Source organism: Trinickia sp. (assembly GCF_057351765.1).
In genome coordinates this window covers 26,539-49,264 of the sequence record NZ_JBMRBK010000053.1, presented here as the reverse complement: position 1 = coordinate 49,264, position 22,726 = coordinate 26,539, and the positions used below count along the sequence as shown (strand labels likewise).

The 22,726-nt window shown below is 59.4% G+C and carries 21 protein-coding genes; 2 read left to right on the top strand and 19 right to left on the bottom strand.

Annotation, left to right across the window (positions count from 1 at the left end):
- Positions 1 to 119 precede the first annotated feature (119 nt).
- The 17 genes from ACO1XS_RS14730 to ACO1XS_RS14650 all read right to left on the bottom strand — a co-directional run bounded on the left by ACO1XS_RS14730 (position 120) and on the right by ACO1XS_RS14650 (position 19,356).
- Entirely contained in the window at positions 120 to 377 is a 258-nt protein-coding gene (locus ACO1XS_RS14730; RefSeq protein ID WP_331569139.1) for a PAAR domain-containing protein, read from the bottom strand.
- Between the two features lie 43 nt (positions 378 to 420).
- A complete protein-coding gene (locus tag ACO1XS_RS14725) occupies positions 421 to 1,509 on the bottom strand; it encodes a DUF6708 domain-containing protein (RefSeq protein ID WP_486391035.1) in 1,089 nt (362 codons plus the stop codon).
- A 102-nt stretch (positions 1,510 to 1,611) separates the two neighbouring features.
- A complete protein-coding gene (locus tag ACO1XS_RS14720; RefSeq protein ID WP_486391034.1) occupies positions 1,612 to 2,703 on the bottom strand; it encodes a DUF6708 domain-containing protein in 1,092 nt (363 codons plus the stop codon).
- 72 nt (positions 2,704 to 2,775) lie between these two features.
- A complete protein-coding gene (locus ACO1XS_RS14715; protein WP_486391033.1) occupies positions 2,776 to 3,327 on the bottom strand; it encodes a hypothetical protein in 552 nt (183 codons plus the stop codon).
- Between the two features lie 118 nt (positions 3,328 to 3,445).
- Positions 3,446 to 3,916, bottom strand: a complete 471-nt coding sequence (locus tag ACO1XS_RS14710; protein WP_486391032.1) for a hypothetical protein — start codon at positions 3,914 to 3,916, stop codon at positions 3,446 to 3,448.
- A 17-nt stretch (positions 3,917 to 3,933) separates the two neighbouring features.
- Positions 3,934 to 5,025: a DUF6708 domain-containing protein gene (locus ACO1XS_RS14705; protein ID WP_331569148.1), complete on the bottom strand. Its 1,092-nt coding sequence runs from the start codon at positions 5,023 to 5,025 to the stop codon at positions 3,934 to 3,936.
- A 3-nt stretch (positions 5,026 to 5,028) separates the two neighbouring features.
- Positions 5,029 to 7,599 carry a T6SS effector BTH_I2691 family protein gene (locus ACO1XS_RS14700; protein ID WP_486391031.1) on the bottom strand — a complete coding sequence of 857 codons (2,571 nt, stop codon included), beginning with the start codon at positions 7,597 to 7,599 and terminating at the stop codon, positions 5,029 to 5,031.
- A complete protein-coding gene (locus tag ACO1XS_RS14695; protein ID WP_486391030.1) occupies positions 7,596 to 8,366 on the bottom strand; it encodes a DUF4123 domain-containing protein in 771 nt (256 codons plus the stop codon). The genes ACO1XS_RS14700 and ACO1XS_RS14695 overlap by 4 nt, the downstream gene beginning before the upstream one ends.
- 10 nt (positions 8,367 to 8,376) lie before the next feature.
- The gene (locus tag ACO1XS_RS14690; RefSeq protein WP_486391029.1) at positions 8,377 to 10,884 is read right to left on the bottom strand and encodes a type VI secretion system Vgr family protein; all 2,508 of its coding nucleotides are present in this window, start codon (positions 10,882 to 10,884) and stop codon (positions 8,377 to 8,379) included.
- A 175-nt stretch (positions 10,885 to 11,059) separates the two neighbouring features.
- A complete protein-coding gene (locus ACO1XS_RS14685; protein ID WP_486391028.1) occupies positions 11,060 to 12,697 on the bottom strand; it encodes an AMP-binding protein in 1,638 nt (545 codons plus the stop codon).
- A 15-nt stretch (positions 12,698 to 12,712) separates the two neighbouring features.
- Entirely contained in the window at positions 12,713 to 13,108 is a 396-nt protein-coding gene (locus tag ACO1XS_RS14680; protein WP_331569158.1) for a RidA family protein, read from the bottom strand.
- Positions 13,105 to 13,560 (bottom strand): acyl-CoA thioesterase, encoded by a 456-nt coding sequence (locus ACO1XS_RS14675; protein ID WP_486391027.1) that lies wholly within the window; start codon positions 13,558 to 13,560, stop codon positions 13,105 to 13,107. Before ACO1XS_RS14675 ends, ACO1XS_RS14680 begins: the two co-directional genes overlap by 4 nt.
- Positions 13,557 to 14,741, bottom strand: a complete 1,185-nt coding sequence (locus ACO1XS_RS14670) for an acyl-CoA dehydrogenase family protein (protein WP_331569176.1) — start codon at positions 14,739 to 14,741, stop codon at positions 13,557 to 13,559. Before ACO1XS_RS14670 ends, ACO1XS_RS14675 begins: the two co-directional genes overlap by 4 nt.
- A 25-nt stretch (positions 14,742 to 14,766) precedes the next feature.
- Entirely contained in the window at positions 14,767 to 15,624 is an 858-nt protein-coding gene (locus tag ACO1XS_RS14665) for an enoyl-CoA hydratase family protein (RefSeq protein ID WP_486391026.1), read from the bottom strand.
- A 62-nt stretch (positions 15,625 to 15,686) separates the two neighbouring features.
- Positions 15,687 to 16,241: a MarR family winged helix-turn-helix transcriptional regulator gene (locus tag ACO1XS_RS14660; protein WP_486391025.1), complete on the bottom strand. Its 555-nt coding sequence runs from the start codon at positions 16,239 to 16,241 to the stop codon at positions 15,687 to 15,689.
- A complete protein-coding gene (locus tag ACO1XS_RS14655; protein WP_486391024.1) occupies positions 16,238 to 17,017 on the bottom strand; it encodes an SDR family NAD(P)-dependent oxidoreductase in 780 nt (259 codons plus the stop codon). The genes ACO1XS_RS14660 and ACO1XS_RS14655 overlap by 4 nt, the downstream gene beginning before the upstream one ends.
- Positions 17,014 to 19,356: a bifunctional salicylyl-CoA 5-hydroxylase/oxidoreductase gene (locus ACO1XS_RS14650; protein ID WP_486391023.1), complete on the bottom strand. Its 2,343-nt coding sequence runs from the start codon at positions 19,354 to 19,356 to the stop codon at positions 17,014 to 17,016. The genes ACO1XS_RS14655 and ACO1XS_RS14650 overlap by 4 nt, the downstream gene beginning before the upstream one ends.
- A gap of 796 nt (positions 19,357 to 20,152) precedes the next feature.
- Between ACO1XS_RS14650 and ACO1XS_RS14645 the strand changes: the two genes are divergently transcribed.
- A complete protein-coding gene (locus ACO1XS_RS14645) occupies positions 20,153 to 20,536 on the top strand; it encodes a hypothetical protein (RefSeq protein WP_486391022.1) in 384 nt (127 codons plus the stop codon).
- Positions 20,529 to 20,876 (top strand): hypothetical protein, encoded by a 348-nt coding sequence (locus ACO1XS_RS14640; RefSeq protein WP_486391021.1) that lies wholly within the window; start codon positions 20,529 to 20,531, stop codon positions 20,874 to 20,876. The genes ACO1XS_RS14645 and ACO1XS_RS14640 overlap by 8 nt, the downstream gene beginning before the upstream one ends.
- 156 nt (positions 20,877 to 21,032) lie before the next feature.
- Here ACO1XS_RS14640 and ACO1XS_RS14635 read toward each other — a convergent pair whose 3' ends face one another.
- Both ACO1XS_RS14635 and ACO1XS_RS14630 read right to left on the bottom strand, forming a co-directional pair.
- Positions 21,033 to 21,644, bottom strand: coding sequence for a class I SAM-dependent methyltransferase (locus ACO1XS_RS14635; protein WP_486391020.1), 612 nt, complete (start codon positions 21,642 to 21,644; stop codon positions 21,033 to 21,035).
- Positions 21,586 to 22,599, bottom strand: coding sequence for a M48 family metallopeptidase (locus tag ACO1XS_RS14630; protein ID WP_486391019.1), 1,014 nt, complete (start codon positions 22,597 to 22,599; stop codon positions 21,586 to 21,588). Before ACO1XS_RS14630 ends, ACO1XS_RS14635 begins: the two co-directional genes overlap by 59 nt.
- Positions 22,600 to 22,726 lie beyond the last annotated feature (127 nt).

Sequence of the window (22,726 nt, the reverse complement as noted above, 5' to 3'; positions counted from 1 at the left end):
GAGAGGAATCAGCCTATATATGATTCTTCGAGGCTTCGTGGCGGCGACCGCAGTGATCGCGTTGGAATGCGAGCGCCTTCGGAAGTTCGCTCATACGTTTTTTTCTCCGTGTTCTCGCGCTACAGCGACGAAATCAAGCGCGCGCCGCATTCGGTCGGGTCGTTGTGAAACGCGACTGGTACGCCATGGTGTTGGCGCGTGCTGTTTTCGGGGACGATGGCAAAGTGGCCGCCACACTTGGGGCACCATGTCAGATGGCCCTTCAGCGCGACGGGCACGCCTAACGCCTTCAAATCATCGCTGGCGGTGGTTACGTGACCGCCGTGCGTCGTCTTGTCGTTCAAGCGGATTACCCCGCGTCCGTTTTCGTCTTTCATTCTCAACCTCGCGTTGGTATATATCGTTGTGTTCCGTTCGGCATCATGCGCGTTGCGTCACCCGGCCCCTGCCGGCAGCTGGATTGTCGAGCCAAGCCGCTGCGTTCAGCCTGCCATCGGATTCACCGCTCCAATCTTGGGCACGGCTTTTCGGGTCGTTCGGGTACTCGCCGCGCTGCTGAGCCAAGACGGTGTCGCCCCAGCCGACCGGTGTGCCGGGGCGGGGCTCGGCGTATGGATCGTCTGAAGCGATGACGGAAATTTGTTCGATCGAGTCGGGCCAGACGGGATCGCGGCACGTTGCGTTCGCGATTATTCGCATGACGGTGAAGACCAAAATCAGCGGCATCATCATCAGTCGAACGAGGACGGGTGCGCGCATTCCGAAGCTGTACATCGAAAAAAGGAACGACTCGCGCGATGTTTCTCGCTGCGTATGAAACAGCATCGGTTTAGGCAGACCGTTGGGGCCATCGTTCATATACGCGCACCAGTAGTTCCACTGCGCGAGCGCCATTTCGACTTGCAGCCTGCCGGTCCATTCACGGCCGATCGAGAACACACGGGTGACATTGCCATGATCGTCGATCGTATAGTGTCGAATGTGGAAGACGGTGCCGAAGGATGTGGTCTCGCGGTGGAGGCAGAAGATCGAGTCTTCTGTCCAAGGTGCCTCCCAGACCACGTCACCCTCGCCGGGTTTGGCGAAGAAGCGTCGCGCGCGGATCGCGTATAGCTTGCCAGTTTCGCGATGAAAGCGGATTGGTCGGTGGCGCAAGCCGAAGAAGAGGCCTCGTCCGAGTTTCCAGACAATGGAGGCAAAAACTAGGGATACGCATACTGCGAAAACATCCCCCAATATATTGCCCGCGTATGGATAGCGAATATTGGTGAGCCAATAGATGTACGGCCCGATTCCGATGAACACGAAAGCAAGCAATACACCTGTGATGAACCATTGCTTTTCGAGAAAAGATGGCTCTATCGCGTCCATGAAGAGTGAGTTGATGCTGAACGTCGCGCCGAAATCCTGAACGTCTGGACCGCCTGGCCGGCCGATCGGCAAGCGATGCGCCAAATCCCAGTCTGGCACCGGCTTGCCGATACTCTTCCTCATGACTCGTTCGTCCATGTATTCGCCTCATTTCCTCGAGCTAGCCTGTCTTCAGTTCCGCCTCGAGTGAGCCGCAAAGGCGGCCCCGTGCAACCCGAGAGCCATCGTCGTCAATGAGCGCTAGATACGCGCTGCGGAGTGCGCCGGGTTGGAGTGCGGATTCTCAAGCCATGCCAGCGCGTACTCGCGGCCATCAGCTTCGCCCGACCAGCCGTTAACCCTGGCTTTCGGATCGTTCGGGTACTCGCCGCGTTGTTGAGCCAAGACTGTGTCGCCCCAACCAACTGGCGTACCGGGGCGGGGTTCGGCATAGGGATCGCCGGAAGCGATGGCTGAAATTCGTTCGATCGCGTCGGGCCAGACCGGATCGCGGCAGGTCGCGTTGGCCAGTGTCCGCATGACCGTGAACACCAGGATCAGCGGCATCATGAGCAATCGGGCGGCGACGGGTGCGCGCATGCCGAAGCTGTACATCGAAAACAGGAACGACTCGCGCAACGTCTCGCGTTGCGTGTGAAACAGCATCGGCTTGGGCAGACCGTTTGGGCCGTCATTCATATAGACGCACCAGTAGTTCCACTGTGCGAGCGCCATTGCGACTTGCAGTCTGCCGGTCCATTCACGGCCGATTGAGAACACACGGGTGACGTTGCCGAGGTCGTCGACCGTATAGTGGCGAATGTGGAAGATCGTGCCGAAGGATGTGATCTCGCGGTGGAGACAGAAGATTGAATCTTGCGCCCAAGGTGCCTCCCACGCCACGTCACCCTCACCGGGCTTGACGAAGAAGCGTCGCGCGCGGATCGCATATAGCTTACGGGCTTCACGATGAAAGCGAATCGGACGGTAGCACAAGCCGAAGAACAGACCTCGCCCCAGTCTCCAAGCCATTCCGCCAAACAACACTACGAAGCATAGAGCCATCACATCGGCCACAAACAGATAAAACGATGAGGAATCACCTTTGTGAGTGTAGCTGTACATATATGGGCCATTTAAGGCCGCCAGAAACGCAACGAACACACCTGTGATGAACCATTGCTTTTCTAGAAAGGACGGCTCGATTGCGTCCATAAAGACAGAATTGATGCAGAACGTCGAACCAAAATCTTGAATATCTGGGCCTGCTGGCCGATTGATCGATAAGCGATGGGCCATGTCCCACTCCGGCACCGGCTTGCCAATACATTTGGTCATGACTCGTTCGTCCATGTGTCAGCTTCCTACTCCGGAACAGGTGAGTTGAGTCTGCTGCGAACGAGTCATAGTGTTCCCCCCTTACAGTCAACCAAAAACATGCCTCAAGAATCTAACGAGCATAGGAAGCAGATAAAAGAACGCGATAAACAGGATGACGCCGGAGATGTACGGACTATAGATTCTTGCTTTTTTTAAGCTCATTTCCTTCCGAAAGACGCCATCGCAGAAGCCAGAATCGACAGTCTCGACGATCAATATTCGTTGCAAATCTTCCTTTTGATTCTTCTCTCTCTCGACGCCTTCCCGGATGTAGCGCTCCGCGAGTGCCTCAAATTGAGCCCTTGTCAGCAGATTGCTTTCAATCATCCATTCCAGCGCAGCCGCGGGGCCGCCTATGGCCGGCTGCTGTCCTTCTTTCGCGAAATCCGGACGATCGCCTAGTTGGTCCTTTGCCTGCTCCAAAAGTGGTTGATCAATGAGAGCAAGCGTCCACAATGTATTGAGACAGACGAGATTATGGGGAATGCCTTCCGCACTGGCGGCGGTAGCGGTCGGATCAGCTAAGTCACGAGCGGTCTCCTCTGTCAGAGGCAACTCATGCACGCTGCCCGTTTCCCCGTCAACTGTGTTTGTCATCGTGGCAGTCACCCTATTCAAGCCCCGGCGGGTTGCCGGACGTTCATCCTTGGACCGTAGTTCGGTGTCGCATCGACGCGCTGGGCCAAGAACCGCTGCGTGGACTCCTCCGTGCGGCTCAATTGTCGCTCTTTGGAGCAACCCCGCTAAACGTCTTGGGATGTTGCGCATTGGCGCAAGTCTTATTCCAGCCGGAAAATTCGAATGCGGTCGCATACCTCCCTCCATTGCTTTCATCAAGAATCCCGTAATCCAGCTCGGGCTTCTCCAATGCAAGCGGGCCATATTCGGCGAGTAGCGGATCATTCGAATCTGTCACGTAGATAAAGCGCGCCCGGACACCTTTACCGTCCGCATTTTTGTATGCGACATGTCCGCAAATGAAAGTTCGCTTCAAGTTCCGGACTGGGTCCGTTCCATGCAAGTCATGAGTCATTTCGTATTCATCGTCAAATCTAATATCTCGAGCGCTGGCTAGAGCGGATTTGACAGCCGTTTCTGCAGTGCCATATTTCGCCGATGCACTTGGTGGGTAGCTACCGAGCAAAGCGAGTCCTACATACAGGGATGTGACGATTTGCCTTTTCATCTTTCTGTTCGGTGTCATTAGCCTTGTACTGCCGAGTGCGCCATCTTGGAATGAGGATTCTCAAGCCAAGCCAGCGCGTACTCGCGGCCATCAGCCTCCCCTGACCAGCCGTTAACCCGTGCTTTGGGATCGTTTGGATACTCACCGCGCTGTTGAGCCAAGACGGTGTCGCCCCAGCCAACTGGAGTACCGGGGCGCGGCTCGGCGTACGGATCGTCGGACGCAACAGCCGAAATTCGTTTGATGGCGTCGGGCCAGACAGGAGCGCGGCAAGTCTTGTTGGCCAACGTCCGCATGACGGTGAAGACGAGGATAAGCGGCATCATAAACAGTCGAACGACGACGGGAGCTCGCATTCCGAAGCTGTACATCGAAAAAAGGAACGACTCGCGCAGCGTCTCGTGCTGCGTGTGAAACAGCATCGGTTTAGGCAAACCGTTCGGGCCGTCATTCATGTACAGGCGCCAGTAGTTCCATTGTGCAAGCGCCATTTCGACTTGTAGCCTACCAGTCCATTCTCGGCCGATGGAGAACACACGCGTGACATTGCCGTGATCGTCGACCGTATAGTGCCGAATGTGGAAGATCGTGCCGAAGGATGTCACCTCACGGTGGAGGCAGAAAATCGAGTCTTCCGTCCAAGGTGCCTCCCAGACCACGTCACCCTCGCCGGGTTTGGCGAAGAAGCGTCGCGCGCGGATCGCATATAGTTTGCGGGCTTCACGATGAAAGCGGATTGGGCGGTGGAGTAAGCCGAAGAACAGGCCGCGTCCGAGCTTCCAAACAATCGTGCCAAAAAGGACTACCGGAAGGATAGCGATACAATTGAATATGAACATCCAAAATGCAGGAGCCGGATCGGCGTGTGTAAGAAAATAAATATATGGGCCGATTCCTATACACAAGAAAGCCAGCACCGTACCCGTGACGAACCATTGCTTTTCAAGAAAGGATGGCTCTATCACATCCATGTAGGTCGATGTGACACTGAACGTCGAGCCAAAATCCTGAATGGTAGGACCGGCCGATCGGTTGATTGACAATCGATGCGCCAGATCCCACTCCGGGACTGGTTGGCCGATGCATTTTTTCATGACGCGTTCGTCCATACGCTAGCCTCCTGCCGCCGAGCTAAATGCCGTGAGTTCCGCCTCGAGAGAATCGTAGTGTTCCTCCTTGCTGAACTTGCACCTTGACACCCAGTCTTTAAGCGCCGACGCTTTGAAAATTGCAATTGCGACACCAACCAGAATGGAAAGTATCAAGGCAGGCCAGAACATAGGTAGACTGAAGAAGGCAGCGACGGCCACGTATGCACCGAGAACGCTGCTTAGAGCATAGAGCGCGGTTAAGCCATATTCTTTGTTGCGAAATGCTTCCGGTACGTTCTTGAAAAGGTCATATCCAGCCAAAACGATGCCAGCAATCGCACCTAATCCGCGACCGATTTTTGCACCTACCTCCGCCCACTCGCTAGCCCCAGCCCACTGCTTCATGATGAATGCCGACAACGGATGAGCCGGTGCCTTGGCGACGGTCTCCGATGCCGTCTCTATGACGGTGCCGACGATCGAAACGACAGCGCCAACCGCCTTGAGCCCGGTTTCCCCTTGATTGAACTGGTCACTGCCAGCCCAATCCTTAGCTGCGAACGTCAGTGTTGCCATCTGAAAAATCACCGTCACGACACCGAGATTGAACTCTCGGGACGAATTGAGCCACTTCTTTGCGGCGTCCACACCAGGTACTCTGATGGCCTTGATCGCATCGGCGTCCAACTTTCCGTCCTTGACCAGGGCATCCACATCCATCTCATAGGCAACGATATTCGGATCGCGCGGTGGCGCGGCTTTTATGACCTGCTTACCGACTTGAGTCGCCGATGCGCGCTGGTCGGTACGGTCGCCGTCCAGTTGGACGCCCGCTGCCCGGGCTTCCCGCAGGACCCAGTCTCGAATTGCAAGCTTGCTGACCTGCGATGGCTTGAGGCGAACGCCGGACTGCATCGCCAGACGAATGGTCACAAATCCGATCGCCGCGCCGCGTGCCGTACTTGTGAGTACGCCGACAATATGATTGGCGGTAGTCACGATAAGCCGGTCCCGCAAGCTGGCCGCGTTACCTAGACTCTCGATCTTTTTGAACGCTTCCTTGTATAAGTTCAGGAAGTTCTCGTACTGGATATCGGAACCGTGTACCTGTGCATCCGCTGCTTTTATCATTGCGTCCTGATTAAACAGCAGGGCACGTACGTAGACATTGCGGACATTCGCGGCCTGACCGTTCAGCCACTCATCGATCACCTTCTTGCATGGTTCCGTACCGGCGGCCGACCCAATTGCCTGTGCACATGACTCACTGTACGCATAGCCGCTGCGAAGATCCTGCGGGTCGTGATTACCCGCCATCCATTCTGCGAGCAGCTTTGAATTGAGCCAATCGGCATGCGCTTGCACTAGCGGCTGCCATTTCGGCTTGAACGCTTCGAGCGCTTGCTGATACTCCTGCGGGAAGCGTTTCAGTGCTTCCTCGTCCAACACGCTGGTTCGCTTGCCATCCGGCCCGACCTTGGTCGACGCTTCTTCCCAAGCCTCATTGGCCGACGCCTCTACCGTCGCTGGAACGTTGGCCATCCGCGCATCTTCTTCCTTCGCGGCCTGTTCGAAGCTACCCGTCTTGAAGACCCCCTTGATCAGACGATAAAGCCCGGTCAAATCGGCCATGGGCGGGGCGTTGTAATTGCCGATTCGCGAATTGAGGTCGTTGACTTGTTGGGCCGTCTGAGACATTCGGTACGACAGTCCAGTCGATGCCTTGGCGTTGGCGCGAATACCGGCTTCGGCCCGCTCCAAAAGTTGAGCTGAGACGTACTTCCAGTAGATCTGCTCGTCGAAACCGTTATTCAGATTTGGGACTGTCAATTCCGCGAGATCGTTCGCGATACCGACGGGATCGTTGACCGCGACGATGAAGCCCTTCTTGAGCGGTGACTTCGCCATCGCGTCGCTGATGCGTTTTGCGACGTTGCGTTGGCGCAGGCGGATTTCGTCCTTGGGCGCGCGATTGCTAAAGCCGAACGCGTCCTTCATCGCGTGATCGTCCATCGCGAAATGCGCCACCTTGCTTTGACTGGCTTGAAATTCCCCTGTATCGATGGCGCCACCCGCGAGCATCGCCGGGACGTTGATGCACTGCATATGCTGCTTGCGCCAAGCCTCATCAACGACCTTGTTGTGAACGAGATCCTTGGTCCATCGGACATTCGACCAACCAATCCAAAGGTTCGTCGCTTCATCGCTGCCAGGCGTGTGCTGGACACTGATACATCGCCCAAGCGATTCGAAGTCCGTTTCGCCGTTGTAGACACAGCTTTGGGTGAGCGCGTCCTTCGCGCCCGGCGGCGGCGTCGTATCCGGCGGGAAATACCACAACGAGCCATCGTCGAGAACCATATACGCGCTAAGCCGCTTACGCTTCTCATCGTAGGTGTACAGGTACCCCTGCCGCAGCGCACGCAGCGTGTACTTGGCGGTACCAACTGACGGCGGAGCGCGACCATCGATCTTGAAGTTGCCGGACAGGGCCGGCGCTTTCGCCGCACCGCGCGGGCACGCGAGGGCATAGCGAACCGGATAGATCAGCAGCGACTGCCGATCGCACAACGGGCATCCTTTAGTTGTCATGATTTTGATCCCTGAATTTCGGCATCGAGCGCAAAGTCATTGCGTACACGCTCCGACATGAACCCCGCAAGCACATCCACGTCTTCCGCGTCGCTGTTCAGCGCCACATCGGAAAACAACTGATCGAGGGCCGCCGGCAACCGAGCAGTTTGCTCGACGGACATGACGGGGAGACGACGCATCACACGATCCGCGGTTTCGCTACGATTGATGCGCGTCCATTGCTCCGCGCGTGGCCAGCCCGACGATCGATCGGCGTCCTTGGACCCGTCGGCAGTACCAGTAACGCTCCAGCGGTGTCCTGCCCATGCGAACTGCCATACCTTGACCGGGCCGAGCAACGCCTCGCGCTGCTCCGGATCGAGGATCGCCAACGTCAATGCCAATACACGCGGATCGTAATACCGCCAGAACACCGACTTGCCGCCAGCTCCCGGGCCTACCAAATACTGTGCGATATGTTCGCTAACGGCATCGACCCCGGCATCGCAATCTAACCATGCGCACACCACTGGCGGACGTTCGACATGCGTTTCCGCCATCCAGGACTCAGTCGCCAGCACACGTGCTTCATCGTCCAACGCGGCAACGTCGATCAATTGCGGCATCAGCTCTTCCCGATGAGCAAGTGTGCGGTGTACACACGGGCGCATGTCCAGTGCGGCCAGTTCAGGCACGTGGACGAGCATAGTCGGTTCGACGAGCAAAAAGCCGTGCATCAATGGCCCCGAAGACGCTGGGGCGGCCTGCATCTGAGAGATCGTCATGATGGCCTCGTCAGGTCAGCGCGACCGACGCCTGACCGGCCTGCGACGCAGCGCCAGCGACCTGCTCGCACAAATCGTTGCCGGGGAACTGCGCAGGCACGCTCTCCGGTCCGACCGTATCGTGACTGCCCGCATGAACCTTGTTCTCGCCGGGCGTATAACCGACGATGCCTTTCGCGCTGACCTCGAACTGACTGTTGCCCGCCGTCAACCGGATACCCTGCTTCGCAGTGATATTTATCCAGTCCGTTGTACTGATGATCGCAACGACCTTTTTCGCGAGCAGTTCGAGGTCGTCGTTTTGCGCATGCACTTGAACCTTACCGCTCGCCGCGACGAGCTTCATACCCATGCGGTGCACGAACAACGAGAACTTTTCCGAGACGCTCGTATAAAGCGATTTGCCCGCCGCGATCGAGACGTTCTGGCCTGCAGTGACAGCCACATGCTGGCCGCCCGCCATATGAACGGTTGCAGGAGTAGTCATCTCGAGACCGGCCGCGCCCGCCAGCAACAAGTGCGGTTCGTTCAGCTCCGGGAACGATCCATCGCCGCTAGCGCCACCGCCTGAGCCCTTGATGCCGTCGGCCTGCGATTTCAGTTCATCGGCGACCACGCTCTGATCGGCGCCGCTGTCCTGTGCATCATGCTTCTGAGCGAGCTTGCCAAGTTGGTCGTGCAGTGTTTGCGCCTTGGACAGACGCGATACGGGCTCACTCACATCGGCGATATGCGCTTGACCCTTCGGCCGGCCCTCGGTGCTGACCACCATCCCCTGAGCCGTGCGGACCGCCCCGACTCCGTCGGTGCGCAACTCGAAGCCCTCGCCACGCGCATCCTGCCGTCCCTGCCAATCCTCGATACGCGTGACGCTGCCCAGCGACAATTGGCTGGCCTTATGGTCGCTGCGCAATTGCGTCTGAATGGCGCCCGCCGTATCGTCGAAAATCAAATGATTGCTGTTGCCCGCCGCCCGGTTGCCGGCATCGCCCACCAACTCGCGGCTGCGAATGCCCGTCAATGCGCGCTGATGCGGCAACTGCCACGCCGGCTGATTCGTCGTATTGCCGACCCGCCCCGTGACGATCGGATGGTCCGGATTACCGTCGAGCCATTGAACGACCACTTCCGCGCCAATTCGCGGCAGCGCTGTCATGCCCTGGCTTCCGCCGGCCCAGCCGCTCGACACGCGCACCCAGGTCGTGTACTTGCCTTCTCTGTCCCAATGGAACTGCACGAGACACCGCCCGTGCTCGTCCGTGAAGATACTGTCGCCTTTCGAGTCGACGACGGGTTGCGGCGCGACGACGGTGGCGGTCTGCGGCGCCAGTATGCGTGTATCGACGCTGTTGTAACCGGGCGCTGGCCGCCACCGCAGGTCCCGACGGACACACGTAAAGGCGTTCTCGTACGCAGCCGGCGCGTCAACGCCCTGAAGGTAGTTGTTCGTCGCAACGTGACGCGCGGAAACGATCAGGTATTCGTCGTCGCGGCTCGTGCGGCCGATCATGCCGCCGAAGTGATCGGTCAACCGGAACCAGCGGCCAGGCATCACGGAGCGGCAATTGCCGCGCGCTTCATAGTGCCGCGCGTTCGCCTCGATTGCGTTGACGCGTCGCTGCGCCAACCGCTGGCCATCGTCGGCGTTGCGATAGCCGTACGCACCGGCGTACTCGTACCATTCCAGCTTCGGAATGCGGCCGTCCCATCCGTCGACCTGCGCATCGGCCAGGCCGCCGGTATTTGCCGTGCGCCCAGGATCCTTGAAGTCGGCCCGCGATAGCGCCATGTGCGTCGACGTGACCGTCTGAACGGGCGACCACGATGCAATACCATCCGCTTCCTGCGACCCGGCCTCGCTCTGATAGCGAATTTCCGGGGTGCTGCCATCGATCGACTGGTCGTCGCGAAGCGGATCGGACAGGATCAGCTTATGACCCTTGGCCGTATGTTCGTACCAGTAGGTGAGGCCCAGGTGCTCCCAGCGACGATGGACGTAATTGTGGTCGTGCTCGTCGAACTGGCACGCCATCTTCATCCTCGGGTCGTCCTCGCGGACTCTCCACTCCCAGACGGGCAGGTAGCCGTAATTTTGAAAGATGGCATCGGTTTGACCGGCTATCGTCAAGTCCTTGAACAGCCGGTTATTCTTGCGCAGCGTCAGATAGCGTAACCAGGGGCCGATCTCGGCTTCGTAAAACGCAATCCCGCCATCCGCCTTCGTCAAGCGAAACGAAAATATATAGCCGGTGAAATACCGAAAGTTGCCATCGTTGCGCAGCAATCGCGCGGACACCAACTTTCCAACGAAATCTTTCGGGTCGAGCTTCGCATTGTCGGACAGAATTTCGACAATGAATCGGAAATCGCGCGACAGGAATTCTTCCCCTTCGAGACGATTCGCCAGCAGAATTTCCCCGGGAGCGTCGCCGTCTGGAAACGACAGCGTCAAAAACCGATTATTCTGACCTCCCGCAGCGAGCTTTCGGAGGTCTTGAACGGACAGGTCGGTATTCATTTGTATGCTTGACGGATCGCCGATATCGACGGTCGCGCGATTCTACACACAAATTTGTTCCCACAAAATAGAATGAGCCGTCAATTACTCGATAAGAATATTTTTCCGAATCTCAACTTGTGCAATTGGTAATATTTGCTTATGAATTCCCTGTGATCTCGGCTGCCGACAGAACCTACATTGTCCGCAGCGCGAAACGCTTCAATTTGCCTGTCTCTGTGCGCGGCAATGCCTCGATGAATCGAATCACGCGCGGATACTTGTACGGCGCCACATGGCTTTTCACAAAGGCTTGTAACTCGGCAACGAGCGTATCGTCCGCCACATAACCCGGATTGACGACGACGAACGCCTTGACGATTTGCCCGCGTTCGTCGTCGGGCACGCCGATCACACCGCACTCCGCGACAGCTTCGTGCTCGAGCAGCACGCTTTCGACCTCAGGCCCCGAGATGTTATAGCCAGCCGATACGATGATGTCGTCGGCACGCGCCTGGTAAAACACGTAGCCGTCCTCGTCCATATAGACCGCATCGCCGGGCAGGTTCCAGCCTTCGCGCACAAACGTTTTCTGCCTTTCGTCCGCAAGATAGCGGCAGCCCGTCGGGCCGCGCACGGCGAGTTTGCCGACCGTACCCGGTGGCAGCCGCCGCATGGCATCGTCGACGACCGCGATTTCGTAGCCCGGCACCGCCTTGCCGATAGCGTGCGGGCGAATGTCCTCGGCTGCGCATGAGATAAAAATATGGATCATCTCGGTGCCGCCGAGACCGTCGATCATTTCGATACCCGTGGCGTCGCGCCAGAGCGCGCGCGTGGCGTCGGGCAACGCTTCGCCGGCCGATACGGTCTTTGCGAGGCTCGACAGATCGAAGCGCGCGACATGCGGAGCCATTTGCCGATAAAACGTTGGTGCCGTGAACACGATCGTCGCGCGAAAACGCTCGATCGTTTGCAGCAGCGTCTCCGGGGTGAGCTTTTCGATGAGCACCGTCGATGCGCCGACACGCAAGGGAAAGCAGAGCAGACCGCCCAACCCGAATGTGAATGCGAGCGGAGGTGTGCCGCAAAACACGTCGTCGGCGTTCGGCCGCAGAACGTGGCGCGGGAAAAGGTCGCACATCGCCAGCACATCGCGATGAAAATGCATGCAGCCTTTCGGTGCGCCCGTCGTGCCGCTTGTAAAAGCGATCAGGCAGACATCGTCGGCCGCCGTATCGCAAGCATCGAAATGTGCAGGCTTCCCAGCGGCGCGCGTGTCGAGCGAATCGTCCGCATCGCTATGAAAGAACGCCACCTGTGCGAGATCCGCGGCGAAGTATTCATCGCCGGGCTCGCGGCACCGGTTCAACTCATCCGCAAGCCGAGCATCGCACAGCGCAGCGCCGATACGCGCCTTATCGATGATTTGCTTCAGTTCTTTGGCACGCAAAAGCGGCATCGTCGGCACGACGACAAGCCCGGCTTTGAGACTGGCCAGCAACGCCGCAGCCATTTGCAGCGTATTGGGTCCGCGCAGCAGCACACGATTGCCGGGTCGGAGTGCCAAGTCCTCTACGAGCACGTGTGCCCAGCGATCGACCATGGCGCGAAGCTCGTTGTAGGTCGTCGCGTTGGGCTGACCGTCGACGTTCGACCAGATCGCAACCCGCTCGCCGTGCCCCGCGTCGATGGCCTCATCGAGCAATGCCGCGGCGCAGTTAAGGCGGGCAGGGTAGGCAAGGCCGGGATCGTCGAGCCGCAATACGGGCCATTGCTCGAGCGGGGGCAAATTGTCCCGGGCGAAAGTATCGACGTGGGCAGACGGTTCCATGACATCCCTCCGGGATCAGTCGGGAATGACGGCGGTGGCTTCGATTTCGACTTTGGCTTCATCTTCGATCAGTGCGGCCACCTGCATGGCGCTCATGGCGATGTCGTAGTCGCCGATCACCTCGCGAAACGCCTGTCCCACTTCCCGCAATGAAGCCAGGTATTCGCGCTTGTCGGTGACGTACCATGTCATGCGCACGAGATGCTCGGGCCGGCCGCCTGCGGCCTCCAGTGCAGCGGCGACATTGAGCAGCGCCTGACGCGCCTGCGCCGCAAACTCTGTCGAATGAAATTGTTCGTCGGCGTCCCAGCCGATTTGCCCGGCGATATAAACGGACGTACCGCGTGCGGCAACCGCGTTGGCGTACCCGCGCGGCTTCGTCCAGCCGGATGGCAGAAAAGTGCGTTTCATAGAGACTGGGCCTCGAAGCTCAAAGGTGACGATGCAGCGCGTTCGAGCGCGGTGCGGATATCGTCAGGAATATCGATCGATTGATGTGAAGCCAGCGATGTCGTCACGAGCACTTGCTTCGATCGGAAGCAGACACCGTCATGACGAAGCGCTTCGATGCCGATGGAGATCGAGCGTCGTCCGAGCGCATCGAGTGACAATCGCATCGATAGCGATTCGCCCATTCGGCTCGGGCGGACGAATTCGCATTCGAGTTTGACAATCGGCAGGCCGATGCGGCGCGTTCCGATCATCGCTGCATAGTCGATCCCGAGCCCCTCGTTGAACCAATCTTCGACAAGGGCGTTCGTGAGCGTCAGATATTGCGGAAAAAAAACGATGCCGGCCGGGTCGCAATGCGAGAAGCGAACCCGCACCGACCGCTCGAAGAGGATGGCGCCCGGAATGCTCATCGCACAGCCCCTTCGCGCGCAGCATATTGCGCCAGAAGGTCGCGCCCAACGATCAATTGCTGAACTTCTGTCGCGCCTTCGTAAATGCGCAACGCACGGATCTCGCGATAAAGCGTCTCGACGGTCGTTCCGCTTTGCACGCCCTGCGCCCCCCAGATCTGCACGGCCGCATCGATGACTTGCTGCGCGCCTTCCGTGGCGTGCCACTTCGCCATGGCCGCTTCGCGCGTCACGCGCTTGCCTTGATCGCGCATCCAGGCGGCCCGATAGACGAGCAGTGCGGCACTATCGATCGTCAACGCCATTTGCGCGAGCTTTGCCTGCGTCAACGGCAAGTCGGAAAGCGTTTGCCCGAAAAGATGCCGCGTGCTTGCGCGGTGCAGCGCCTCGGCCAGCGCGCGGCGGGCAAAACCGAGCGCTGCTGCCGCGACCGAAGTGCGGAAGATGTCGAGCGTACGCATGGCAAGCTTGAACCCTTCGCCGGGCGCGCCGAGCATGCAGCGCTTGGACAAACGTGCGCCCGCGAATTCCAGCCGGGCGAGCGGATGCGGTGCAATGACTTCGAGGCGCTCCGCGATCGTGAGTCCGGGCGTATCGGCGTCGACGATGAATGCACTGATGCCGCGTGCACCGGGTGCCTCGCCCGTGCGTGCGAAGACGATATAGAAGTCGGCAATGCCGCCGTTCGAAATCCATGTCTTCTCGCCATCGAGAACATAGGCATCGCCGTCGTCGTGCGCTGTCAGCGTGAGTGCGGCCACATCCGAGCCGGACTCGGGCTCCGTCAAGGCGAACGCGGCAATCGCCGTGCCGTTGGCAACGGCCGGCAGATACCGCTGTTTTTGCGCTTGCGTACCGGCGAGCGTGATCGCGCCCGAACCCAGCCCTTGCATGGCCAGCGCGAAGTCGGCGAGACCCGCGTGTTTCGCCAGGGTCTCGCGTAACAGACAGACCGCACGCGTATCGATCTCGTCGCCATCGCCGCCGTACGTTCGTCCGCCGATGCCGTAGCGCAGCCACCCGGCTTCGCCGAGCATACGCACGAGTTGGCGACATCCTTCATCCGCGCCATCGCGTTCGTGCAACAGCGAGCTCACTGCAGGCAAGTGCTCGTTGCACCACGCATCGATATCCGTCGCGAGGGTGCGGTGCCGCGCTTCAAAAAACGGCCAATCCAGCATGCTCGAAGGGGCGTCGATCGCCACGTCAATCTCCTTTGAATTCGGGACGTGCCTTCGCCGCAAATGCGCGGTAAGCCCGCTCGAAGTCCTGGGTGGCCATGCAGACTGCCTGCGCCTGGGCCTCCGCCTCGAGGGCGTCGTCGACGCTCATGCTCCATTCCTGATGCAGCATCCGCTTCGTCATGCCGTGCGCGAAGGTCGGGCCACTCGCGAGTGTGCGCGCCAATTCGGTTGCCTGTGCAACCAAATCGCCGGGCTCGCAGAGGCGGTTATAAAAACCCCACGTAAAAGCTTCTTCGCCGCTCGCCGCCCGGCCCGTGAACAGAAGCTCCGATGCACGTCCCTGGCCGATGATGCGCGGCAGAATCGCGCAGGCACCCATATCGCAGCCCGCGAGACCGACGCGCGTGAACAGAAACGCCAGCTTGCTGCGCGCGGTGGCGTAGCGTAGATCGGCCGCCATCGCGAGGATCGCTCCCGCTCCGGCGCATACGCCGTCCACGGCCGCTACAATCGGCTGCGGACAATGGCGCATGGCTTTCACGACATCCCCCGTCATTCGCGTGAACATCAGCAGCTCTGGCATCGGCAAGCCGATCAGCGGACCGATGATTTCGTGCACGTCGCCGCCCGAGCAGAAGTTCTCTCCGGCGCCATAGATGACTATTGTTTTGACATCTGTTGCGTAGGCGAGCTGGCGGAACAGATCGCGCAGTTCGGCATAGGAATCGAAGGTCAGTGGATTCTTGCGCTCGGGTCGGTTCAGCACGATCGTGCCCACGCCGTCGCTGACGGACCAGCCGAAGTGGTGGGCTGCATAGCCGGCGAGGGCGACGGCGTTGCCTGCGCGAAGGCGTGCGGCGGATGAGGGTGAATGAGTCATGGGCGGGTTCGAATCGTTCGTTGGACGTCAGGCACAGTGCGTGATGGCGCGTAAGCGACCATTCAACGCTGCGCGTTTTCGACCAAATGCGTTTTCAATTTGCCGAGACGCTGATACATCTTCGACTTCTCGTCGCGGCCCAGGCCGCCCAACAGCTCCACGACCCATTGTTCGTGGGCGCGCGCCATCTTGTCGAAAGCGATGCGGCCCGCAGGCGTCAGACGCACGCTGAAGGCGCGTCGGTCGTTCGGGTCCGCCTCGCGTGCAACGAAACCCTCTTTCTCGAGTTGATCGGTGATGCCTGTCACGTTGCCGCCGGTGACCATCAGGCGCCGCGAGATTTCGCTCATCTTCAGTCCTTCGGGATGGCGTTCGAGTTGGGCCATCAAGTCGAAGCGCGGCAGTGTGGTCTCGAATTCGTCGCGCAGGCGGCGACGCAGCTCGGCTTGCACGAGATTGGTGGTTGCGAGCAATCTCAACCATAGGCGCAGACTCATGTGGCTATCGGCGCCTGTACGGGCTTCCATATCGACGACATTGTCGCCGTGCGCTGGCTTCGTCGTTTCGATCGATTGCGCGGCGTCTTTTTTTGCCGAGGAACGGGCAGTGCGGCTCACATTACTTCTCCACCAGAGATTGAAATCGATTGCCCGGTCATGGCCGACGATTCGGGCTGCACGAGCCAGAGCACCGCATGCGCGACTTCTTCCGGCGACATGAAGCGTTGTTGCGGGTTGGCGCGCTGCAACGCGGTGCGGGCTTCGTTCATGCTTCGGCCCGTTTTGGAGACGACTTGATCGAGTGCGGTATGCAGCAGCTCGGTTTCGGTGTAGCCGGGGCAAACCGCGTTGACGGTGATGCCTTTGGCCGCGACTTCGAGCGCCAGCGAGCGGGTCAGACCGATGACGCCATGCTTCGCGGCGCAGTAGGCGGCCACGTAGGGATAGCCGATTTGCCCCGCGGTGCTGGCCACATTGACGATGCGGCCGTATTTTCTTTGGAGCATCGCGGGCATGACCGCCTGCGTGCACAGGAAGACGCCGGTCAGATTGACGTCGAGCATGCGGCGCCACAGCGCCAGATCGGTAGCCGTGAAGGGCGAGGCCTGCGCCTGGCCGGCGTTGTTGATCAGGATATCGACCGGCCCCATCGCCTGCACCGCAGCGGCGAAGGCTTGCGCGACCGAGTCGGGTTCCGTCACGTCCATCGTGACGCAGCCCACATCGTCATAGGCGGCCAGCTGTTCGCGTTGGGCGGCAAGTTTCTTTGCATCGCGGCCCGTCAGCGTCAGGCGCGCGCCGGCTTGCGCGAGCGAGCGTGCAATTGCTGCGCCGATGCCGCTGCCTCCGCCTGTCACGACGGCGTGCTTACCGTTGAGGGAGTGGTTGTTCATTGCGTGTCCGATATCGGCAAAGATGGGGTTTGAGCACGCTCGCGTTCTGCGTTGCGTTCGAGTTGGGCCTTTGCGGCCGTGTATTGCTTGGGCCAGCCGATGTCGAGGTAGCCGATTTTTGCGGCCTCGGTGAGCGTCCATGCCGGGTTGGCCAAATGCGGCCGCGCGACGGCGCACAAATCCGCGCGACCGGCTGCGATGATGCTGTTCGCGTGATCGGCCTCTGAGATCGCGCCAACCGCTATCGTCGCGATGCCGGCCTCGTTGCGAATGCGATCGGAAAACGGCGTCTGGTACATGCGGCCGTAGACCGGTTTTTCGAGCTTGCTGACTTGCCCCGAGGAAACGTCGATCATGTCGGCGCCGGCCGCTTTGAATGCGCGGGCAATCTGTACCGCGTCGTCCGGCGTCGTGCCGCCTTCCACCCAGTCGTGCGCCGAGATGCGTACGGAAATCGGTTTGTTCTCAGGCCATACACGGCGAATGGCGGCGAATACTTCGAGCGGATAGCGCAGCCGATGTTCGAGCGCCCCGCCGTATTCGTCCGTGCGCCGATTCGTCAATGGAGAAATGAAGCTGGATAGAAAGTAGCCGTGCGCGCAGTGCAGTTCGAGCCAATCGAAGCCCGCTTCGTCCGCCATCTTCGCTGCGCGCACGAACTGGTTTTCGATTTCGCGCAAATCGTCGAGCGTGGCTTCGCGTGACCATTGGCTGATGCCCGCCAGATATTGTTGCGGCGAAGCAGAAACGAGCGGCCAGTTGCCTTCGTCGAGCGGCTGGTCGATGCCTTCCCAACTGACGCGCGTCGATGCTTTTGCGCCGGCGTGGCCGAGCTGCATGCCGATTTTGGCATCGCTTGCGCCGTGTACGAAATCGACGATGCGCTGCCACGCTTGACGATGTTCGCTTGTATACATGCCTGGGCAGCCGGGCGTAATGCGGCCTTCGGCGCTGACGCACGTCATTTCGGTCATTACCAGTGCCGCGCCGCCCATGGCACGGGCGCCGAGGTGGGTCAGGTGATAGTCGCCCACCGTGCCTTCGACGGCTGAGTATTGCGCCATCGGCGAAACAACGATGCGGTTTTTCAGCCGGACGCCGCGTACAGCGTAGGGTGTGAACATCGGCGGAATCGAGGGTGCTGTGCGCGGTTGCGAGGTGCCCGTGCGCGCGGCGAGCCAGTTTTCGAAGCTGGCCACGTAATGGGCATCGCGTGCCCGCAGATTTTCATGCGAAATACGCTGCGATCGCGTCAGTAGCGAATAGGCGAATTGCTCCGGTTCGAACGAGGCATATCGGTCGACATGCTCGAACCACTCCGTCGAATTGCGAGCGGCGTTTTGCAGCCGCAGCACGTCGACACTGCGTATGCGTTTGTATCGATCGAGCGCGGCTGGAAGATCGTCGGCATGAGCATCGATACTGTTCGCGAGTTCGATTGCGTCTTCAAGCGCGAGCTTGGTGCCGGAGCCGATGGAAAAATGCGCCGTATGGGCTGCGTCGCCCATCAGAACAACCGGCGTCGATCCGCCGTCCGAACGCGGCCTGAGATGAACCCACTCGCGATTGACCACCCGTGGAAAACGAATCCACTGCGAGGAGCCGCGCAGGTGCGCCGCATTCGAGATCAGCGGGTTGCCGTCGAGGTACTTCGCGAAGAGACGCTCGCAAAACGCAATGCCTTGCTCCTTGCTCATCTCTTCGAGTCCGGCGGCACGCCAGACGCGCTCGGGTGCTTCCACGATGAATGTGGATGTGTCGTCGTCGAAGCGATAGGCGTGCGCTTGAAACCAACCCCATTCCGTCTGCTCGAATGCAAATGTAAAGGCATCGAAGCGCTTTTTCGTGCCGAGCCATACGAAGCGGCAGTCGCGCAAGTCGATATCCGGTTGGTAAGTCGCGGCGTACTTCTGTCGGATCGCGCTGTTCGCGCCGTCGGACGCGATGATCAGGTCGGCGTCGTAGCGGTCGTCGTCTGTCACGCTGGTTTCGAACACGAGTTCGACACCGAGCGCTTCGCAACGGGCTTGCAGGATATTGAGCAGACGTTTGCGTCCGATACCGCAGAATCCATGACCCGATGAGCGGAGGGTGCGGCCACGGAAATGGATATCGATGTCGTCCCAGTGGTTGAAGGCATCCAGGATCATATCCGCGCTTGGCGGATCGGCTGCGCGGAGATTGTCGAGCGTTTGATCCGAGAAAACTACGCCCCAGCCGAACGTGTCGTAGGGGCGGTTGCGCTCGATGACCGATACATGGTGCGCCGGATTGCGCAATTTCATCAGGAGGCCGAAGTAGAGGCCGGCGGGGCCCCCTCCGATACAGACGATGCGCATGTTCCATCCTCCTTGGCGATGGAGGAAATTTAGGTTGGAATAGTTTAGATGTCAAGTATTGTGGTGGCGATAGCCGTTGCGCTTACACCAATGAGCCGGAGTAATAAAGTCCGTCTTGGGGACAGGCGGCGCGTGCGTCCCCCGATCCCAGGGCCGGGCGACCGCGACAACACGGGGAGTATCGCCCATGCGTCGTAGGTCCGACACCACAGCAGCTAACAGAGTGGTCCCGTCGTCTGCGCCGGCCACACACGGTTCCGCCGTTGCACCCGGCGTTTCCAGGATTGGGGCGCCCAGCATGAAATGCCTTTGCGTCCCAATGCCGCACGGCGATATCACCAGGTAACCTTGCAAAATGCTTACAGATGCGCTCTAATGGAACGACTGCCGCATTCTTGATTTGATTACTCGCTGGCCACTGACTTGAGGTCATAGTCGTGCTTTTCATCCCGCGTTCTCGCCTCGCCTTGTTCTGCACTCCTGCACTAATGGGGGCGCGTACTGGCGGGCACTGGAAAACCGATACCTCTAGGCGCACACAACACCGCGCCAGCTGCGCGGATAAGGCAGCACTTTCTCCTGCCCGGCTCTCCGAATAAACCAAAAGCCAATTAAACGAGAGCCGGGCCCACCATCTTTCTGTTGACCACCGACGGTGCTCCATCGCGGCTTGCGTGATGGGTGTCCGCTCGCGTGCCGAACGAACTCGAGATCCATTGCGCTGCCTGCGCGCCGCTCCTTAGCCGCGCGACCTAACTGCAGCGGGATGGGATCGTCGTCGAAGGATAGAGAAGCCATGAGAAAGCAAACCAGACATCTGAATGAGACGCCGACGCTCAGTCGGGAACGCTCCGTCGCAATCATCGGCCCTGTCAGTTGTCAGGCCCAATGCCAGGGCTACCGATTGACGGCCCGAGCAGAACCCGTGAAGAGTGCGTTGCATGCAGCCCATCTTGTGATCGAACGGCCAGGCTGCCCGACGCAGCGCTGCTTCCACGCGCTGGATTATTTTTACGACCCAGCACAGGCATTGCAGTACGCGATCCGATGGGGGCGGATTTGGGTCGAGCACCGGCTTGCGAAAGGCGCCGTACAGCGCGTCATATCAACAAGCCCGGCAAGCAACGCCGAACTGCTTTTGAAAGAGGAACGCACTAACCGGGCAGGTAATCATGAATGAATTGTCAGGCGAAAAAACAGTACGCTTCATTGCGCGAAAGCCAGGCAGTCCAACGGCGGCGCTTGTCTACTGGCTTGACGGGACGGAGCCGTCCAGTGAGGTGAGCTTCACCGAGGTAACCCAGCGCTTCGCTCCCCTGACGCAGGTCGTCTTTCCTGACGATCGACCCGGTGCGTTCGTCAACCGGAGCGCGTTGCTCGCCATACAGCACTTGGGAACCATCGATCGACTTGTTTTCCTGGACGGTTCGTCGCTCGACATCTGGAACGACCGCGATTGCGCGGATATCTGTAACCTGTATTCCAGCCGGAGGCACACATGTTGTCTGCCAATCACCTGACGATCACGGCGATGACCGGCCGCGCGGCGTGCCAGTCGTTCGTTTGCGGATCCGACATGGAATGGTGGTTTCGGAGGGGACCAGCCGTTCGACGGTGCGCTTTATAGCTCGGGCGAGCGGCAGAAGCTGGCCGAGAGGATACCGCCACACCGGCTCTCACTTCCCGAAAGCAAGGCGCGTCCATGTGACGCCCTTGTTCCTGTTTGCTTGCTGGGCTGAGCCGCTGCGAACGTTGAGCAGAAGCTGGAGACGATGGGCTTCGGCAAGCCGGATCGTGTCCGCCGCGGAGACGTCGAACATGCGCCGCCCCTCCGGAAACGGGCCATGGCGCAACGACAAAATGACGACGCCACCATCGACTAACAGGTCAGAGATGGTGCCCATGCCTCGGCGACGTTGGACTTCGTCGAGGTGCATCCACGCTGCGGTAACCATGACAACGTCGAACCGGTTCGCCCTCTCGCGGACGAGGCACAGATCCGGCAAGCTATCGTCGAGCCAGACAACGCTGGAAGCGGGATAGATGTTGGTCGCAGCAGCCCGCAGTTCGTCGACGGGCTCAACCGCCAACACCGCGTGCCCCATCGATGCCAATGCGGCAGCATCGCGGCCCATGCCTGCCCCTAGATCGAGGATGCGTGAAGGTACGTCCGGGATCAGATGCAGAACTGGTCGGTGGTGGTCTTCGAATGAAATCTTGCGCCATTCATTAGCCAAAGCCTCGGCATGCTTGGCATAACCTTCGGTTCCCGGAACGTCGATCGACATTGGTGCATCGTGGATGGTCAGATCGGTCGATTGTCGACGATTCTGGTCGAGGTGTCGAATGACGGTTCATGGCCGGCGACACGTCGTCGCCACGGAAGTGTCCGAGTTCGTGGCCGATCACTGCGGCAAACTCCGGCTTGCTGAACAAGCGCATCGTGCAAAGCGAAATAAACAGCGTTTCGTTCGCGACCGTGCCGTGACGGCCAAACAACGCAACGGGCCCTGCGGTAACGAAGAAATTGGGCTCGAGCCCGGCGATGATATTGACCGGTGATCGTGCGCCGAGCCGACGTGCGATGTCGTCGACGAATTGAAACAACCGAGGCTGAGAATCGCGATCGAGTTGCACGGCCTTGATAAGCATCGGTGTTTCCTTGAGGAACTGGAACGTCGAGCGCAGCAGCGTCCAGCACACGAGCAGCGCTGCAAATCCCACGGTGGCGAGCAGCACCGCGTGAACCTGATGAATCGTCATGGTCTCGATCGTGTAGACCGAAAAGACGAACAACACCGCTTGCCCGAACACCGAGAGCGCGAGCAGGAACATCACGGCACGCACAACGAAGCCGAATATCCGGCTCAACCGTGCGCGATTCGTGCCGGCGATCGCTCTGCCGCCGTAAATCACGAGCAAGATCAAACCACCGATGGCTGCAATCGCCCACGAAGCGTATTTGACGATCGCGACCTCGTCCGCCGGGGAACACATTTCCTTATATCCCTCCGCGTTTTCCCCAGCGCGGATCTGTGCACAAACCGAAACATAGCTCAGGTGCCGAGCTTGATAGTTTTCTTCGGTGACCAAGCGCTGATTGAACACTACCGAATCGTGAAACTGGCTCTCGTACTCCGAGGCCATGAAATGCGCCGTCAGTACGCCGAATACGGGAATGAAGAATAGGCAGGCGAGCAACATGCACAGCGCCTTGGTGCGGGAAAGCGGTTTGTTGGCCATTTGCAGGTCTCTTCGAGCGTGATCGTACTTTCGCGACGACAGCGTCGCGAAGCGCGGAGTTGCTATTTCGGCAAACCTCGCCCTTTCTTGATGATTTATCGGCAAAAAAGGGGCATGGAAACGCCCT